The organism is Flaviflexus massiliensis, assembly GCF_001375495.1.
Classification (GTDB): domain Bacteria; phylum Actinomycetota; class Actinomycetes; order Actinomycetales; family Actinomycetaceae; genus Flaviflexus; species Flaviflexus massiliensis.
This window is the reverse complement of record NZ_LN831057.1, coordinates 372,414-390,326: the sequence shown is the minus strand read 5'-3', so window position 1 is coordinate 390,326 and position 17,913 is coordinate 372,414. Positions and strand designations below refer to the sequence as shown.

General features: G+C 59.3%; 14 protein-coding genes. 8 read left to right on the top strand and 6 right to left on the bottom strand.

Going from position 1 to position 17,913, the window contains the following annotated elements; genetic code table 11:
- Positions 1-137 precede the first annotated feature (137 nt).
- On the top strand, positions 138-1,337 hold the full coding sequence (locus BN1241_RS03330; protein WP_054952278.1) for a cobalamin-independent methionine synthase II family protein: 1,200 nt from the start codon (positions 138-140) through the stop codon (positions 1,335-1,337).
- Between the two features lie 99 nt (positions 1,338-1,436).
- On the top strand, positions 1,437-2,141 hold the full coding sequence (gene deoD / locus BN1241_RS03325) for a purine-nucleoside phosphorylase (RefSeq protein ID WP_054952277.1): 705 nt from the start codon (positions 1,437-1,439) through the stop codon (positions 2,139-2,141).
- Here the strand turns inward: deoD and BN1241_RS03320 are convergent.
- Positions 2,110-2,604, bottom strand: a complete 495-nt coding sequence (locus tag BN1241_RS03320; protein WP_054952276.1) for a hypothetical protein — start codon at positions 2,602-2,604, stop codon at positions 2,110-2,112. The two genes, deoD and BN1241_RS03320, sit on opposite strands and share 32 nt — an antisense overlap.
- A gap of 86 nt (positions 2,605-2,690) precedes the next feature.
- On the opposite strand from BN1241_RS03320, the gene BN1241_RS03315 reads away from it, so the two are divergent.
- Positions 2,691-3,356 (top strand): metal-dependent transcriptional regulator, encoded by a 666-nt coding sequence (locus BN1241_RS03315; RefSeq protein ID WP_230198247.1) that lies wholly within the window; start codon positions 2,691-2,693, stop codon positions 3,354-3,356.
- A 121-nt stretch (positions 3,357-3,477) separates the two neighbouring features.
- Positions 3,478-4,380, top strand: coding sequence for an oxygen-dependent tRNA uridine(34) hydroxylase TrhO (gene trhO, locus BN1241_RS03310; RefSeq protein ID WP_054952275.1), 903 nt, complete (start codon positions 3,478-3,480; stop codon positions 4,378-4,380).
- Between the two features lie 176 nt (positions 4,381-4,556).
- Here trhO and BN1241_RS03305 read toward each other — a convergent pair whose 3' ends face one another.
- From BN1241_RS03305 to BN1241_RS03295, 3 genes are all read right to left on the bottom strand, one after another.
- Positions 4,557-5,888 (bottom strand): NAD(P)/FAD-dependent oxidoreductase, encoded by a 1,332-nt coding sequence (locus tag BN1241_RS03305; RefSeq protein ID WP_054952274.1) that lies wholly within the window; start codon positions 5,886-5,888, stop codon positions 4,557-4,559.
- A gap of 176 nt (positions 5,889-6,064) precedes the next feature.
- Positions 6,065-7,684: a hypothetical protein gene (locus BN1241_RS03300; protein WP_077138256.1), complete on the bottom strand. Its 1,620-nt coding sequence runs from the start codon at positions 7,682-7,684 to the stop codon at positions 6,065-6,067.
- Positions 7,685-7,896: 212 nt separating this feature from the next.
- Complete coding sequence (locus tag BN1241_RS03295) at positions 7,897-8,925, bottom strand: ADP-ribosylglycohydrolase family protein (protein WP_054952272.1); 1,029 nt, start codon at positions 8,923-8,925, stop codon at positions 7,897-7,899.
- A gap of 293 nt (positions 8,926-9,218) precedes the next feature.
- Here BN1241_RS03295 and BN1241_RS03290 point away from each other — a divergent pair, with 293 nt between their 5' ends.
- The 3 genes from BN1241_RS03290 to crcB all read left to right on the top strand — a co-directional run bounded on the left by BN1241_RS03290 (position 9,219) and on the right by crcB (position 11,182).
- Positions 9,219-9,893: an LppP/LprE family lipoprotein gene (locus tag BN1241_RS03290; RefSeq protein WP_054952271.1), complete on the top strand. Its 675-nt coding sequence runs from the start codon at positions 9,219-9,221 to the stop codon at positions 9,891-9,893.
- Between the two features lie 237 nt (positions 9,894-10,130).
- Positions 10,131-10,805, top strand: a complete 675-nt coding sequence (locus BN1241_RS03285) for a fluoride efflux transporter FluC (RefSeq protein WP_077138255.1) — start codon at positions 10,131-10,133, stop codon at positions 10,803-10,805.
- A gap of 23 nt (positions 10,806-10,828) precedes the next feature.
- The gene (gene crcB, locus BN1241_RS03280; RefSeq protein WP_054952269.1) at positions 10,829-11,182 is read left to right on the top strand and encodes a fluoride efflux transporter CrcB; all 354 of its coding nucleotides are present in this window, start codon (positions 10,829-10,831) and stop codon (positions 11,180-11,182) included.
- Positions 11,183-11,202: 20 nt separating this feature from the next.
- Here the strand turns inward: crcB and BN1241_RS03275 are convergent, their stop codons facing one another.
- Together BN1241_RS03275 and BN1241_RS03270 are read right to left on the bottom strand one after the other, a co-directional pair.
- A complete protein-coding gene (locus BN1241_RS03275; protein ID WP_054952268.1) occupies positions 11,203-13,005 on the bottom strand; it encodes an amino acid ABC transporter ATP-binding/permease protein in 1,803 nt (600 codons plus the stop codon).
- Positions 12,992-14,782, bottom strand: coding sequence for an ABC transporter ATP-binding protein/permease (locus BN1241_RS03270; protein WP_077138254.1), 1,791 nt, complete (start codon positions 14,780-14,782; stop codon positions 12,992-12,994). Before BN1241_RS03270 ends, BN1241_RS03275 begins: the two co-directional genes overlap by 14 nt.
- Positions 14,783-14,994: 212 nt before the next feature.
- Between BN1241_RS03270 and BN1241_RS03265 the strand changes: the two genes are divergently transcribed.
- Positions 14,995-17,880, top strand: a complete 2,886-nt coding sequence (locus BN1241_RS03265; protein ID WP_054952266.1) for an HtaA domain-containing protein — start codon at positions 14,995-14,997, stop codon at positions 17,878-17,880.
- The last annotated feature ends 33 nt before the right edge of the window (positions 17,881-17,913 follow it).

Below are 17,913 nucleotides of genomic sequence, written 5' to 3'. Positions count from 1 at the left end.
GGGCGTATTGCCACGTCCAATTCCTTGACCACCCATTGAGAAAGATGGTCACGATGTGAGAAATGGAAAGAGTGGGGGACAAAGTTTCAGGTGTCCCTGCAACCATGTGGGAACGAAATTGTTTTCTTGAAAGGACTATGGACTTGATCCTCACCAGTCACGCGGGATCCCTCCCGCGAACCGAGCGACTTATTGAAGCGAACCAGGCTGACCTTGGCGTGAAGGACCCTGAGGCTTACGCCGAGATCCTGACCGACGAGGTTGCCGCGGTTGTCGCGAAGCAGCGCGAGATCGGCATCGATATCGTCAACGACGGCGAATACGGCAAGTTCATGTCCAAGTCGGTTGACTACGGTGCATGGTGGTCGTACTCCTTTGCTCGCACGGGCGGGCTTGAGATCGTTGAGGGCGATGATGCGTGGCTGAACAAGGTTCACCACTCCACCCCGGACGACATTCAGCTTGCTGGATTTGCTCAGCGTCGCGACATGAACCGTTTCATCAATGCCTACTTCGGTCCCGAAGCGACCGTTGCCATGGGTGACTCTGCCGGTGTGCAGCCGACCGCAACCGGTCCCATCTCCTACATTGGTCAGGATGCTGTTGCGGCAGATGCAAAGAACTTGACCGCGGCACTGGCGAAAGCCGGACGTCCCACCGATACCGGATTCATCACGGCGATCGCCCCCGGTTCCGCTTCCCGTATCTCCAACGCCTATTACAAGAACGAAGAGGACTTCATCAAGGCCTGGGTTCCGGTCCTGCGTGAAGAGTACAAGGCCATTCTTGATGCTGGTCTGTTCCTTCAGATCGATGACCCGTCGCTTGCCGAGTCCTACGACCAGATCACTCCCGAGATCGATCCGAAGGACTACGTGCGTTTCATCCGCACCCGTATCGATGCTGTGAACGAGGCACTTGAAGGACTGGACCGTTCGCGCGTTCGCTACCACCTGTGCTGGGGTTCGTGGCACGGCCCCCACACCACCGACCTCGAATTCGAACACATCGCTGACGCCATGCTGGACATCGACGTAGCTCAGTACACGTTCGAGGCCGGCAACGTCCGCCACGAGCACGAGTGGCGTGTGTGGGAGAACCGTGACCTGGGTGGTCGCAAGATCCTCCCCGGCGTTGTTTCCCACGCCACCAACGTGGTCGAGCATCCTCAGCTGGTCGCAGACCGCCTGATCCGCTTCGCCAACCTCGTAGGAGCCGAGAACGTCATCGCCTCTTCGGACTGCGGATTTGGTGGCCGTATCCACCCGGATATTGCCTGGGCCAAGCTCGACACCCTCGTTAAGGGCACTCAGCTCGCCAACGAGCAGCTCTCCTAAAAAGTCGTTTAGGCCCGCGTGAACATTGAGTTGATAATGGGTGAATAGCTAGCTGTCCCCACCAGTACACTGGTGGGGACAGCTATGTAAAGGAGCATCATGCCAACACCACACATCAATGCACCCGACGGAGCATTCGCACCCGCGGTCCTCATGCCGGGAGATCCACGCCGCGCAGAACGTATTGCCAACTTTTTGATGCCGGATGCGGAAAAGGTTTCCGACGTCCGCGGCATCGGTGCCTTCACGGGCGAATACAACGGCAAGCCGCTATCGGTCATGGCATCCGGGATGGGCCAGCCATCCCTGTCGATCTATGCGACCGAACTGTTTCAGTTCTACGGTGTCAAGCGCATCATTCGCGTGGGAACGTGCGGTGGCATGTCCCCTAAGGTCAAGCTCGGTGACGTCGTGGTTGGTATGAGTGCCCACACGGACTCGAGCCTGACCAATATCATTCCCGGCATCAAGTACGCTCCCACCGCCTCGTGGAATTTGTTGGCGGCTGCCGTGGCGGCTGCCGGTGACGATCAGGTCGTTCACGTCGGTCCGATCGTGTCCCGGGATGGTTTCTACGGAAACGATCCGGACGGGGTGAAGAAACTGGCCGATCACGGCACCCTGGGTGTGGAGATGGAGTCAGCGGCTCTCTACACCCTGGCAGCCCAGCACGGCGCGGAGGCTCTGACGGTTCTGACCGTGTCGGACCATCTGTTTGATGCTTCGCAGGACATGTCTCCCGAGGATCGGGAGTCTCGTTTCGAGGGTGCGCTCAAGCTTGCGGTAGCTGCGGCGCATTCCTGACGTGTCGCGTGTGATTTAGTGCTTCTCGGACGGCCTCGACCTGCTGCTGTGACAGTTGGGTCGAGGCCTCCTCCATGTTCCGATAGCGCAGAGCCAGCGTCTGGTCCGCAAGAGCAATGCCCCGAGCCGTGATCTTGAGTTCCGTGTCCACGTCCACAACGAAACCTGCTTCGTGGAGGGAGGCGCAGATCGCGCGCGTCGCATCCTCCACGAGTCCCAGGTGGGCAGAGAGGGGGTCGATGCTTGTGATTCCGGACCGAATGGCTTGGAGAACGATGCGTTCAGAACGGTTGAGGTCGACGATCTCGTCGATGAGATGGTCGAGCTTGCGATCCAGTTCCTTCATCTGATCCACGTGATCGAGGAGCTCGACGGACAGGGGCAAGCTATGCGCCTGCGCACGAGGCCGTAGAATGTCGAGGACGCCACTAGAAGAATTCGGGTCGGCTGAGTCTTTGTCCATGGGTTCTATTTAAGCCCATGATTCTGACAATTTCCTCAAGGAACCGTGATGAAACCGAAACGAATTCGATAGTTGAAGGAGAGCATGTGAGTAATCTGAGTCCGACCGTTGAGGATTATTTGAAGTACATTTGGTCCGCCACCGAATGGTCCGACATGCCGGTCACAACAAGCAGACTCGCGGGCGACCTCGGCCTTTCTCCATCAACCGTGTCTGAAATGGTTGCGCGGCTGGCAAAGGATGGGCTGGTTGAGCACCGCAAGTACCGGGCTATTCGTCTCACCGAGGAGGGCAAAGCCCACGCGCTCATGACCGTCCGCGCACACCGTCTCATTGAAACTTTTCTCCACGACAAACTGGGCTACTCGTGGGATGAGGTCCACGATGAGGCAGATGCTCTCGAGCATTCGGTGTCGACACGGTTCATTGACGCCATCGATGATCTACTCGGCAACCCGGCTTTCGATCCCCATGGGGATCCCATTCCCGCGAGGGACGGATCGATGGTTGCCCACGATGCGTTCCTGCTCTCGAAGGCACCGAGCGGGCGATACCGTGTTCTCAGGGTCGATGATTCCGATCCGGAGGCACTGCGCCAATCTTCGAAGCTCGGGCTCCACCCGGGCACCGCGATTACCGTGACGGACGGTTCCGTGACGGTTCACGAATCGACGGTTGGCCCGGATTCGGTTGCCGACATTATCTGGGTGGTTGCCGACCCCTATCATGACCAGGACCATAGGGCCGTATAGCCCAGCCCCGCTCTATACTGTCTTACTGAAGCACGCCTCGAACGAATCGCAAGGTAGCTTCGCCATCAAGAGTTCTTATTCTTTGTTTCTTGCCTGCCGCTCACTGAAAGGCCACCACCCCATGATGTCCCGCGTCCTTCTGTTCTACTGCTTCACTCCCCTACCCGATCCAGAGGCGATCAGGCTGTGGCAGCGTGACCTGTGCGAACGACTGGGCTTGCGCGGCAGGATCCTCGTATCCGAGCACGGCATCAACGCGACCGTTGGTGGTGAGCTCAAGGCCTGCAAGCAATACGTCAAGACCCTCAAGTCGTATCCCGCCTTCAAAAACATCGACATGAAGTGGTCGGAAGGCTCCGGTTTGGACGAGTTGGGCATGTCCAAGGACTTCCCGCGCCTATCCGTGAAGGCCCGCCCCGAGATCGTGTCCTTCGGAGTTCCCGAGGAGCTCGAAGTTGACGAGAAGGGCGTTGTTGGTGGTGGAACGCACGTGCGCCCAAGCGAGGTCGAGGACCTCATCGCGAAGCACCCAGATCTTGTGTTCTTTGATGGCAGGAATAAGGTAGAGGCTGAGATTGGCCGGTTCGAAGGCGCGATCGTTCCCGACACGGAAACAACGCATGACTTCGTCAAACTGTTTGACAGCGGTGTTTTCGACTATCTAAAAGACACCCCGATCCTCACGTACTGCACGGGTGGGATTCGCTGCGAGGTGCTGTCCGCCCTCATGGTACGTCGCGGCTTCACCAAGGTGTACCAGCTGTCCGGCGGCATTGTCAGGTACGGGGAAGAGTTCGGAAACGAGGGCCGCTGGCAGGGTACTCTCACGGTCTTTGATGATCGGGAAACCATGGATTTTGGCCCCAATCCGGCCATCATCGGGATCTGCCACTCCTGCGCCAGTCCCGCCAGCAAGCTTCACAACTGTGGTGACAGCCAGTGTTTGCAACGCCTCGTCACCTGCGACACGTGCATGACCAAGCCCGTCTACTGCACAGAGCATGCTGCCATGGTCAACACCTAGGAACGTCAACGTCTAAAAGCATAAAGTAGCGACATGGTCGCCTCAGTCTTGAGGCGACCATTCGTCTTTCACACAGGTGTATCCGTACCTAGTGAATTAATTGAAAATAAGAATAGAAGGAGGGGATGGAAACAGGCGTCTTGCCTGTTTCCATCCCCTCACACCAACAAGTGTTTTTACTTGTGGTGGTGACGCTTCATCGAACGCGCCGCGGACAGCGGTCCTTCGGTGGCGTTCTTGGAGAAGTCGGAGATGTCGCCAACGATGAGGTTGTGGCTGCGTCCCCACATGAGGTACTTCGTGCCCAGGTTGACCATAGAGGAGATGCGGTTACGTCCACCGAGGAGGGTGGCGAGGTGAACCACGTTCCAGATCGCCCATGCCACAAAGCCCTTGAGCTTCGGCAGGTGCGTGACCTCAGCAACGGCATCGGCACGACCGATGGTCGCGAGAATACCGAGGTCCTTGTACTTGAAGGGGCCCGGGTCTCCACCGTGCACGAGGCCGTGAATGACCTTGGCGACGTGGGCACCGGTCTGCTTAGCTGGCTGCGCAAGCTGAGGTAGCGCACCATCGTTAATCGCGGCGATGTCGCCGATCGCGAAGACGTTCGGCAGGTCGTTGACGCGGAGGCGATCAGAGACGGGGATACGACCACCGCGGACCTGAGGTACGCCCCAGTTGCTGACGGCCTTCGGGACGGTGACGCCGGATGCCCAAAGGACAGCCGCTGCGGGGGTCCACTCTTCGGTCTCGTCTTCGCCCATGGACTTGAGGACGACTCCGTCGGCCTTCACTTCCTTCACGGACTTCGACAGGACAACATTGACGCCGCGCCTGCGCAGTTCCCCCGCCGTGTATTCGGACGACGAGTCGCTAAAGGCACCAAGCACCTGGTCAGCCATGTCAACGAGCATGACTTCGACAGATTCTTCGTTGAGCTCCGGGTACACGACCGGGAGGTCCTTCTGCCTCATTTCAGCCAGAGCACCGGCAGTTTCGACACCGGTGGGTCCACCACCAACGATGAGGAGGCGTACCTTCTCACCCTGGCGCTTGGTCGCTGCGTCGAGCAGCCCGTTGATCCGGTCGCGAACATCGATCGCTTCCTGGCGGGTATAGAGGGGCAGGGCGTGCTCCTGGGCTCCGGGGATACCGAAGAAGTTCGCTGACACACCGGTGCCGATAATGAGGTAGTCGTAGTTCACGACACGACCATCATCCAACGTCAAGGTCTGTGCCTGGTGGTCCATGGTTTCAACGTTGCCAAGCTCGACTCGGAGATTGGACTGTCGACGGCGCAGCGCACGCAGGAAGTAAGTGACGTCACCCGGATTTAGGGTGGAGGTAGCAACCTGGTAAAGCAGAGGCTGGAAGGTCGAGTAGGGGTTACGGTCGATCAGGGTGACACGTACGTTGGACTTGCGCAGGCCTCGAGCGGCAGCAATTCCAGCAAACCCACCACCGACAATGACGACGTGAGGTACTGATTCAGGATCAACGTTCATGAGCCCAACGCTAGTGAATCTTGGAGTCCCTGGGTAGGCCCGAAAACTGGGATTCTCAACACCTTTCCTAGGACTTTTATCCTAGAAATTGAGAATTCCCCGATGTTTCAACGAAAAACGGACATTCACCCCAAAATGAGGTGTGATCGTTCAGGGCTTAATGCGAGAAATACCACCTATTGGTATGACACGAAGTGCGGCATTGGTTCAATGGCAAAGGTTTCCTCTGGGGAAAGCATGGGCTGATCCTCATCAATGAAGTTCTTCCATCCCCACATTACGCCCTCGGGTGCGTCCGTGTGAAGGTTTGCCCAGGTCGCGTTCTTCGCACCCTGGCTCCCCTGCCCGTCGGCATGAATGAGTAGTGCCACCTCGGGATTCGACAGATCGAGCTGGTCCCGGTCGCGAATCATCTGAAGCTGGAACTGGTGCAGAATAACTAGCTTCTGAGGCAGATTCCGATCGTGCACGAATTGCGCGAGGTAATTGACCACTTCGTTCACCTCGGCAATCTCAACGTGACCAATTCTCGTCAGCGGCATTTCGTCCGGTCCCAGCCGCCACTCGGGATCAAGAGCAATCCCAACGTGGGGATATTTGAGCAACTCCTCGTATTGCTGGACCTGGGTAAGGAAGTCGGTGCGGCCCGGCTGGAAGTCCAGGACCACATACTGTCCGGCCTCCCCCGCCGCTTCAATCAGTTCCACGAATTGCTCCGGGGGCGCCTCGTGCGAAAAGTTGCCGTCCGGCCCTTCACTTCCAGCAGCCACGGTCACGATGATTTCGAGCGTCGGGACCACCGTGTCATCAGTGAGAGCATCATATTCTGCGGCGCTCGCTTCGGCGCGTGCAATCGTTCCCGGAGCATCCTGCTCCCCCAGCACTCCCAAAGCCGGCGTGGTTGGTGCCCCGTACAGTGCGATGTACCTCTTGTGATCGAAAACGGTCTGTCCCCCACCGGGAAGCTGCACGCCGGTCATGGCGGTCCGTAGCTGCCATTCAAAATCTGGCACCTCCGTGCCAAAGATTCCCATGACATTGTCACGCTCAGCAACTCTCTCAATAATCTCTGGTGAAATCCGCGGGTCGGCTGGCGCGATCATGACATCGGCCCCGGCCGCTCGGGCGGTCCCGATAGCAGCTGGTGACTGACCATCAGTCAGCACCAGCAGGTCAGTTTCAGAGTCGGCCTGAACATCTACGTCAAGATTCCGATCGGTCTTCTCGGGTGCAATAAAGGCCTCGCCTTCCCCAAGATCGACGAGGGCCTCAACGGTGATATCCCCGCCAACGATTCGCACCCGGTCGTCGCGCTCCGGCTTCTCATTCTCGGTTCCAGTACCGGTCGCTTCTTCCTTCGATTGGGCGGCTTCCGTCCCGGTAGCTGGCGCGTATGGAGAACCTGCGGGAATCGCCTCCACGTCCTGATAGTCCTCCTGGATATCGACAGTCAGAATCCATTCGACTCCCAGGCGATCAAGCTCCGCGACGGTCCCCTCACCTTCGACAAGCACGGGCAGGTGGTACGTGTGGGCGAGTGATGCTGCAGTCAGTGCGGAGCCCTCAGATGTGACGATGGCACCATCGGAGCTCTCGAAAAAAGCCTCGGAAGTGCGGATGGAGACTTCGGCCGGATCGGTGCTGGAAATGACAACCGTGTCGGGTTCTTGAAGAACGACAGCGGAAGCGGGTTCGCTTGTTTCGCTGTGACCGTCACTGGAGTCTTGTTGAACGCTCGAGCAGGCAGCAAGAACGAGTGACAGTCCTGCCACCACGACAGTAGTTCGGCGTCCCATGTGCACTCTCCTCGCCCAGCAAATTGTCAGCTTCCCTGTGGCTCAATCTACACGAGTGCAACCTCGGTCGAGGAGTCAGTACCAACACACACTGGGCAATACTGGTCTCTGACCAGCGGTTTCAGATGGTTGGCCAGCCGCCTACTAACGAATTTCAACCATCTTTATATGGGACCCCATGGTTCACGAAGCTCCCGACGTTTTCCTGTGGTTTAACGCGCTTGGTTAGGGCGCTGGACGTGGGCGGAGGCTTCCGCAGGGAGAAGCGCGCGAGCAAGTTGCGCCGCCTGGTCGATGACTGCGGAATCGATGAGGTCAATTTGGTCGTCAGGGAAGGCGCTCTTCCCGTGGCAGGCACCAAAGATCGCACCGGTGAGCGCACTGATCGTGCTACTCGCGCCACCGAGTTGGGCTCCGGTGCAGAGCCCTAGGAAGGGTGATTCTGAGTATGCGGAGGCGAGAGCAAAGGCTGCGGGAATTGCCTCCGTGACCGTATCGGAGACTCCCACGGCGGAGACAAGATAGGTGGAGAGGCTTGATGGGGACAGATTCTCTGCGTTATCGATGGCTTCGAGGGTGCGTGTCAGGACTGATGCGCCGGGTGACCAGGATCCGTCGGCATGCGCTTCTGCCGTATCTGCGATCGCGATGTCGAGGGCGTCCTTGACGGTAGCTCCACGCAATCCCGCACGAACAACGTTGGCCACGAGTGTTGCGCTTTGCCAGAGTGTTGCCGTCCCATCAAGTACCTGGCACATACCAGAGACCATTCTGTGCAGGCGTTCCGGATCGGTCTCACGTGCGCACGCCAGCCCGATCGTGATCGCGCCGGCGATAGACGTGGCGGGAAAGAGTGTGGCTCGCGTGGGATATCTCTTCTCTTTCATTGTCGACAGCGTGAAGAGCGGGGGCGCACAGTCCGACTGCGCCTCCAGCCTCCTGCTTGCCTTTCGTTCCCACGTGACGATGTCTTCTACGAGCAGGCCCGGTTTGATGGTGCCGTGCTTCGCAAGGTGGATTCCGTAACGGAGCATCAGAGTGGTGACAAAGGTAGGTTCCCCAGCCCGTTTGCCTGCGTGGAGGGGCTGGCTCTCGTGAGGGGCACCAATCCCAGAGATCATTCCGTAGGTTTCGACGACCTGGCTGGGACTCATTCCTGCGGTGGGCATAGCAAGGCAGTCGCCGAGGATAAACCCCGTGAGTGTGGCGCACGATCGCTCTTCCACCCGTGTAGTTGCCATGACATCCCTCCAGGCTCTCGTTACTTGAAACCTAGCAGTGTTATTTTGCTGCCTCGGATGATCCCACGCATCTCGGAGTGTCCCCGTCCGTCCCCGCTTCTGGTCAATTAAAACTTGCGAGCGCTGAGGTAATTTCAGTTCGATTCTGCATGCGCCACCACTCATGACCAACGCTCATACTCTTGCCATGCATTAGTGCGACATATTCATGTGTTAACTATTGGAACGAGAGATTTCGTGCATTACTCTTGCATCTAGTCCGCCAGTGTCGCAGGCACCTCCGGGAGGTTTCCATGGTCCGATTGTCGCGTTGGATTGCCCTCAGTATTCTCAGCCTTGCAGGCATCACTGCCTGTTCCAATTCCCACCCCGAAGAGGCTCACGAAAACGAATCCGTCGCGGAGCAAACATCACAGACTGCGCTCAAGGCAACAGATTCCGACACTTCCCAAGGTGAGAGCGCATCCGGCACAACGAATCAGGATTTGGAAGACGCAGAAACTACCACTCGGGATGCGACAACTGAGGAAGACAGTGACGATGCGACTGCCCATGATGGTTCACAGTGTGCAACGGGGACCCCGGTTGAGGTATTGAATGCCTACGTGGCTGCTAACCCGGTCTCCACCCAGGGTTACGAGTGGGGACCATCGTGGGCGGAGAATCATTGGGAGCCGTGTGCGGACCTTTCGTGGATCACGCTCCCGATCGATCGTGGGACTGCCTCCTCTCCCTACCGGATTGCGCTTTTCCACGACGGTGAACCGATCGGTCGAGCAACGTTCGAGGACTATGGCTTCCACCCGACCGTCGTACGCCTAGACGACACTACGATTCGGGTCACGTACACGTATGCGCTCGACGGAGAGGCAACCGCGACTGCCTCAGGCAGAGCCGTCTCCACCTTCACGTGGATTGACGATCAAGACAAGGTCGTCCACTCAGGCGAGGTTCCACCAAGCCCCTAAGATCCCCATGGGAATCGCAGGCAAGTACAGTTCAGTTTCGATCCCGTTTCATCCTGTCAACCGTGCTCGGACACCAAGGCGGTGAGACCGTTGGTTTCTTCCTGTCTTTTACTTGAGGCAACAATGCGTGCCATGATGGGGGCTGGTGGTTCGCCACCGCGGCGGTGGGGCTCGCCGCTCCCAACCTCGTCACGACAACGGTCCCTACCTGCACACTCCTCGTAAAGGTAGGTTTTCTTGACCCATTTAGACTTTCCCCGCAAGCAAACTTCTGCCTACGGACGGTCCTCCCTCACGATTGGTAGTCGCTGGTTCTTTCAGGCACTGCTGGTATTCCTAGGCGGTTGCTTGGGCACTGCCTCCCGTCATGCGGTAACTCTCGCACTTCCTGACACGTCCCCGTCCCTGTCGCTGTTTGTCGTCAATGTTGTCGGATCTTTTTTGCTCGGACTGCTCATGGATCTCGGTCGCCTCCGCGGTCAAAGCCGTCAACGCTACCAGCACTACCGCTTACTCCTCGGCACGGGCTTCCTCGGGAGCTTCACAACCTACAGCGCGTTTGCACTTGCCAACGCCCAATTGATCACCGATAACCAAATCGGCACGGTTCTTGCGTACGGATTCGGGATGGTCATCACCGGCGTCCTCGCAGCCCTTCTTGGCATCCTGCTCGGTCAAGTCGCAAAACCCGACCACAGTCAGGACACCACGGCCAAGCAAGGAACTCGCAAAGCAGCGCAGAACCCGCGCCCTGCCACCATGCCACCTGCTGTGCAGCAGATCGTCCGATCCGCTCCAAGCCCCGAGGCCACCACTTCGGATACGTCCGAGACCGGTGTTGATAGACCAAGCGGCTCCAGTGCGAATAACACCGCATCCAAAGAGAACACTTCCGAAGGGAGGAAGAACTGATATCCCCACTCCTGTTTATCGGGATGTCAGTCGCGGGCGGGCTCGGTGCTGCCACTCGCTACAGCATCGACAAGTTCATCCAGGCCCACACGGCAGGCCGATTCCCCTGGGGCGTGTTCACCATTAACGTGACCGGCTCCTTCCTCATGGGGATACTCGCGGGCCTCGTTCTCACCTCCGTCGCCTCCCCAACTCTTCAGATCATCCTCGGAACCGGTTTCCTCGGCGGCTACACCACCTTCTCGACCGCCAGCCACGACACGGTCACGCTGATCCGTGAAGGCCATGCCGGGAAGGCAATCACCTCCAGCATGGGCAACCTCATCATCACCTTCGCGGCCGCGCTGGTGGGTCTGGCCGTGACCGGTGCGCTCTAGGCCAGACCCGCCAGCGACCGCTACCTGGCGGAATCGACGGGAGTGCGGAACATGTCCGCGATCGAGGTTTCAGTGATGTCCTTGGGACTGCCGGAGGCAATGAGATGGCCGCGGTCAAAAACGGCAACGACATCAGCATTCTCCGTCGCTCGCAGCCGGTGCGTCACCTCGATAATCGTCGAATTGGGTAGCGCATGGCGGAGGCGCTCGCGGATCTCGACCTCAAGGTCAAGGTTAAGGTTTGAGGTGAACTCATCGAGGATGAGGACCCGCGGATCCATGAGCAGGGCCCTTGCGAGACAGAGTCTTTGCACCTGACCGCCCGAGAGGGTCAGCGCTCGCTGACCGACACTCGTCTCAAGTCCCTCCGGCATACCACGCACCTCGTCGGCCAAGCCAGCCGTTTCCAGGGCCTGCCACACCTCCGCCTCAGTGGCATTCGGGGTCCCGAGGTGGAGATTGTGGGCGATGGTTGCCTGGAGGAGCTGATTCTTTTGGGACACCGAGACTACTGCCCGTCGGAGGGAGTTGAGAGTGAAGGAGGAGACTGGCTCGCCACCAATCATGACGCGGCCCGAGGACGGGTCGTCGTAGCGTTGGAGGAGCTGCACGAGGGTTGACTTGCCCGACCCAGACCGGCCCACGAGGATCGCGTGACTACCGGCGGGCACGTGGAGGCTCACGTCCTCAACCGCAAGAATCGGTTCTGACCGGGGCGCATTATCCAGTTCTGTGGCGGCACGGTTGTCGTGACCGGTCTGCCACGGACCGGGGTAAGCATAGGTGACGGACTGGAATTCCACCGCGGGAGCTGCGGTGTCCGCGTACTCGAGCGGACCATCGGTCACGAGCTCAGGTGCGTGGCTCATTTCCCACAGACGACGCAGGGCCGCCAGGGATTGGTCAAGGTAGCCGGCGGCATCTTCGATACCCCGCGGCCCCTCAAAGACCCTGAGGGTTGCAACAGCGACTGCCGCGAGCGCAACCGGTGACACTGTCTCGATCCCGAGAACAACGATCGACGCCGTGGCAATGAGGGAAAGGAACACGTTGAGTCCTCGCCGTACACCCCTGAGGTCTCGTGGTCCTGCCGACAGTTCGGCAACCCGTTCACCGCGGTCATCCATTTCTTCCCGTCGCTGTTCTGCCTTCCCATATCCCAGCACTTCGTCAATGCCGAAGAGGGTGTCGGTGACATGGTGGGTGAGGTCGCGCCGTGCCGCGAGCGCCTCCTTACTCATCCTGCCCGCCTTCCTTGTTCCGAGGTAGGGCACGACAAAGAGGGAGAGGAGCAGGCAGAGGGCGGCAATGGAGATGGTGCCCCAGCCGACCGTCAAGCCGCCCACGAGGATTGCGCCGATGCCGACAATGTAGGCCGATACGACGGGGGCAAAGGTGTGGGCGTAGACGACCTCAATTCGGTCCACGTCGCGGGTGAGGCTCGTCAGGATGTCTCCGGAGCGTGAATGGGTGACGATTGCGGGCGCCTTTGGCCACAGCTGGGCAAACACGTGGCCTCGCAGGAGTTCAAGGGCCTTGAAGGCAACGTAGTGTCCGGTGAATTGCTCGCAGTAGAAGGCGCCAGCTTTCAGGAGGGAGAGTACGACGAGGGCGAGTATGAGCCTGGTCAGCCCTCCCCCACCACCCATGAGCCTCATCGTGCCCGCGGCCGCGGTTGCGAAGAGTGCAAGGTCGAGCGAGAGGTTGATGATCCTGAACGCTGTCGATGCGAGAAGTGGTGGGTGGACTGGTCGCGTAATGGGCAGGAGCCAGCGCAGCAGCTGCGGAACGCTCGGCGCTCCCTGGGTGTCAGTGGTGGACATGGGTTACCTCCTCGGAGATAAGTGCGCCGTGGCGAAGTGTGTGGACGGAGTCGGCAATGCGAAGTAGTGAGGGACGGTGGGTCACCATGAGCAGTGTCCATTCCCTCGGCAGTGCGCCCAGCGCATCAATAATGTGTCCCTCGGATTCGATGTCGACCTGGCTCGTTGGCTCGTCAAGAAGCAGGATCTTTCGTCCTGACAGGAGGGCTCGTGCGAGGGAGAGGCGCTGTGCCTGGCCGCCGGAGATGAGCGCAGCGCCCTCACCCAGGTCCGTGTGCAACCGGTTGGGCATGCGGGACACTTCGGTGTCGATGTGTGCGAGTCGTAGTACGTTCCACATGGCTTCTTCGCTCGCATCGGCTCGTGCGATCCGCAGGTTGTCCGCAATCGTCCCGGTGAACATCCATGTTGACTGGCTAACCGTGGCCGTGAGTGAGCGGATCTCATCAGGAGCCATGTCCACAAGGTTCCTATCACCAATGGTGATGCTGCCGCCCTGTGGGGGAATTGAGCCTCGCAGCAGGCCAAGCAGTGTCGACTTCCCCGCACCGGAAGGTCCCATCACTGCCACGCGTGCCCCAGTCGGGACATCGAGGTGGAGGTCCTGGAGGACCGGACCCCTGCCGTAGTCAAAATTCACGCCATCAAGTGCGATCGCAAGACCCGCCTCCCCCTTCTCTTCTCGATCACTCGTCGCAGTCTTGGTAGCTAGGTGGCTCTGCTCATCAACGGATACGGGTGCACCCTTGGAAGAAGGAGAAAGTAGCGCAGGTCTGGTCGATGTGCCGGGCTCGTTCGTTTTCTGAAGGTCGTGTCCTGGCCCGGAGAGGTGGCTGGTTGCCGCGAGGTAGCCACGGATTTCTTTCTGGGAGGCCATGCCTCCCATGCCGATGTAGAAGAAGCCCGCGACCTGCTGGAGTGGTTCAAGGAGGAGAACCGTGAGAGCGATGATCGTGAGCGCTTCGCCGGGTGTCAGAACGTGCCCCCTCGAGATGGTGAGCCACACGGTCGCGCAGATGAGGAGGAGGGAAAAGATCCCGTCCATGACAATGATGACGATTTGGTTTCCTGCGAGAAGCTTCATGATTGCTCCCCGGTTCTTTTCACCCTGGGCACGTAGCTCCTCAGTCACGCGCTCCCCGGCACCAAGCAAACGGATTGTGACGAGGTTTCGGATCGCGTCGAGGTATCTGACGGTGAGGGCTCCGCGCTGCTTTCGGGAGTTCGCGGAAGTCTTTCGGAAGAGCTTCATGAATCCCCAGATCGCCAGGGGGATGAAGGGGACGAGGGCGAGGATCACGAATCCAACGACGGGGTCGATCGCGACCCCGATGTAAAGGAGGACCGCAACGGGGATTGTTATGGCGGCAATCGTGGATCCGAAGTAGACCTGGCGATACTCGGTGACCCGCTCCGCACCGTCGGTCATCATCTGGATCAATCGGGCAGGCGGATAAGCATTTCGTGCCGCACCCGGATCGGAGGCGGCACGAAACCGTCTCTGAAGAATCTCGGTTCGGATCCGCTTTTCTTCCGCCCGTGCGGCACGGCCTCCGTACCTGATTTCGCCGTACGCCAGCAGTCCTGCGAGGACCGCGAAGCAGACCAAGACTGTGAGATTGCTTGCTTGCACTCCCCAATCAATCATGAACCCAATCCCAATGAGGGCGGCGCCGGTGGCGAGCGCCGAGGCGAATCTCAGGCCACCAACGATCACCGTGTCACGTCTGCCCTGCTCGGAAGGCACGGGAAGGCGGGGTTTTCGTTGCTGCGGCACTGTCGGCAACCTTTCACAGATCCGCTGATGACACCATCATCGTCTCTCACGGACACCCGAGAGAAATATTTACTTAGGTAAGCCTAACCTAATATGTGGTAGTTTATGTTACGTCGTTGCCCGGATAAAGTGAAATAGCTATGCGGCCCCCAATTCCTGCAAGGAATGAACAGGGAGTCAACGACTTTTATCAGTCCAGAGGAGTTCCAAGAATGAATTCACACACGGCAGTTGTCAGCCGGCGCATTGGTGCCACCGTATCGGCCCTGCTTTTGAGCCTCATGAGCGTCTTTGTTGCGCTCCCAGCACAGGCCGCATCCGTACCCCAAGCAACGGTGACCCTCAATTCCGCGAGCGCAGACACCGGCCTCGACATGACGGTCAGCGGAACTGGCTTCACCGGCCTGCCGGCCGCATCAACTGGCAGCCCCGCCATGGGCTTCTACGTTGTCGTCTACGACGCAAACGTTACGAGCTACGCGGACATTAACGAGAACCAGAGTGGTCTATCGACCGATTGGATCATGCCCAGCGACGTCCAGGACGGCACCTTCTCCAAGGATGTCACCATTGCGGCAGACCAGTTGGATCCAGAGAGCGACCTAAGGGCGGTCATGTGGTCCGCGCACGGCACTCTCACCGATGCCACTCTCATTACTGAGGTTCCGATCACGCTGAGCGACGAAGAGCATTCTGCGCTCTTCCCCGTGGAGGAACCCGTCCAGCCCCAGCCGGCTCCCGAAACAACCGTGACAGTGACCGGTGCGAACAAGTCCGCAGGTCTCACCCTGTCCGTGGCAGGAAACGGTTACGTCAATCTGCCGAACAGCTCAACTGGTAGGCCTGCCGCGGGCGTGTACACCACCGTGTATGACGCGAACACAATGACGTACGGTGAGCTCAATGCCAATCGTGGCGGACTCAAGACCGACTACGTGACGCCGGCGCGGATCACCAACGGTTCCTTCACGTCGGATCTCAACATCACGACTGCACAGTTCACCGAAGACGCTGATCTGCGCATTGCGGTGTGGGTTGCTCACGGCACGATCACGGATGAGACTCTCATCGCCGACATTCCCGTGACACTCACTCCTCAGCAGCTGGCTTCCCTTTTCCCCGCCGACGTTGAAGAACCGGAAGAGCCAGAAGTTCCGGTCGATCCCGAAGTGCCCGCCACCGAACGGACCACATCCATCAAGGTAACCGGAGCAAACAAGACTGATGGCCTGACACTCGCTATTTCGGGCTCCCAGTACGTCAACCTGCCGAAGGCCTCAACAGGCAAGGATGCAGTGGGCGTCTACGTTGCCCTGCGCGACAAGTCCGACTCCTACGATGACATCAATGCTGATACGAGCATTGCCACTGCCCTGTCTTTCGTCTACTTCCGACCAACAGGCACCCCGGGTGTTTTCAATACGACGCTCAACACCTCGGCCAAGGATCTTGATCCGAACGCCGACTACGAGGTCTTCGTGTGGGCTGCGCACGGCAACATCACCGACGAAACACTACTCTACGCAGGTGACCTGACACTGTCCGCAGATCAGAAGGCGGCACTGTTCTCCGGCGGTGGCAACGAGGAGCCGGTTGAGCCCGGCCCCGTTGATCCCGATCCCACCAGACTCAAGACGAAGGTCGCGGTCACGAAGTCCTCGGTTGCCGACGGGCTGGTTCTCAACGTCACGGGCACGGGCTATGTTGACCTGCCCAAGAACTCGACCGGCGGCCCCGCCAACGGTGTTTACGTCGCACTCTATGACGCGAACACCATGACCTATGCCGATATCAACAAGGACCTTGACGCGCTCGCACTGGACTGGGTCATGCCCGGGCGGATGAGCAACGGATCCTTCACGTCCACTCTGACCACGAAGGCAGGCGATCTGTCGAAGAATCCTGATCTCCGCATTGTTGTCTGGTCGGCTCACGGTCTCCTGACTGACGGTTCCTTCGTCACGGAGGTGCCGGTCAAGCTCAGTGCCGATCAGCTCCGTGCGCTCGGACTCCTGTCCGCATCGGGCACGGATGTCACCGCCTCCGTCGGCAAGTCCCACATCGACCTCGCCGGTGATCGCTCTCAGACCGCGACCGCTTCCGGTTTCGAACCGGGCGAAAAGGTGAAGATCTCGCTCCACTCGAAGGTGGTCAACCTCGGCACAAAAACGGCCGACAAGAACGGTACCGTCTCCATTTCCTTCAACGTCCCCAAGGACAGCAAGCCTGGCACTCACGCCGTGGTCTTCCAGGGACTTTCCTCGGGTGTGCAGGCGCGGGCAGAGTTCACCGTCACGGACCTCTCCTCCTCCGGGAACTCCGCCGGAACTGGTGGTTCCGGCTCCAAGGGCACGGCCACTCTCCCCACAACTTCCGATATCGCGAGGAAGGGTGAGATCACCTGCACGACCGAAACCATCCCAGGCTCCCCGGGCCAGGTCAGCCTCTCGTGGGGCGTTCGCTCCTCGTTTGTTTCCTACATTGAGGGCGGCATCGCCAAGGGCTCCGTCACAACGGGTGGCGGCGCATACCGGAGCGGTAACGGTTTCTCGTGGGGTACCGGATCCGGTTCCCTCAACGCTTCGGGCATTGGAACAGTTTCTTTCCCCGGCAGCGTCCGCTTCACCGGCCACGGTGGCCTGCTCGACCTTGCCATCTCGAATGTTCAGGTCCGGTCCACCGGTGGGAATTCGGGAAGCCTTGTCGCCCACGTGCGTTCGACCGACATGGAAGGCAATGTTGTTGCGAACGGCACCGTCACCATCGGCACCGTCTCCTTCTCCTCCCTCGGAGCAAACGGTGGCACCGGATCCGTCACCCTCACCTCCGAGGGCGCCCGAGCATTCGCAGGCTTCTACGGTGCCGGCGAAGCACTCGACAACCTGACGCTCTCGGTTTCCGGCGCCCTGCCAGAGCAGACAGTTGAAACCTGCTACGACGAGGACGGCAACCGGGTGAATGCCGATGGTTCTGCCTACACCGGTGGTCAGCTCCCCGTCACGGGCACCAACAGCGCCGGCCTGATCGGCATGGCAGGGGCCCTGCTGCTCGTCGGCACGCTCCTCACGATCCGTCGCACAGGTACCCGCACGGAGTAACCGTTCACCTATCAACCGCTCACATGGCATCGC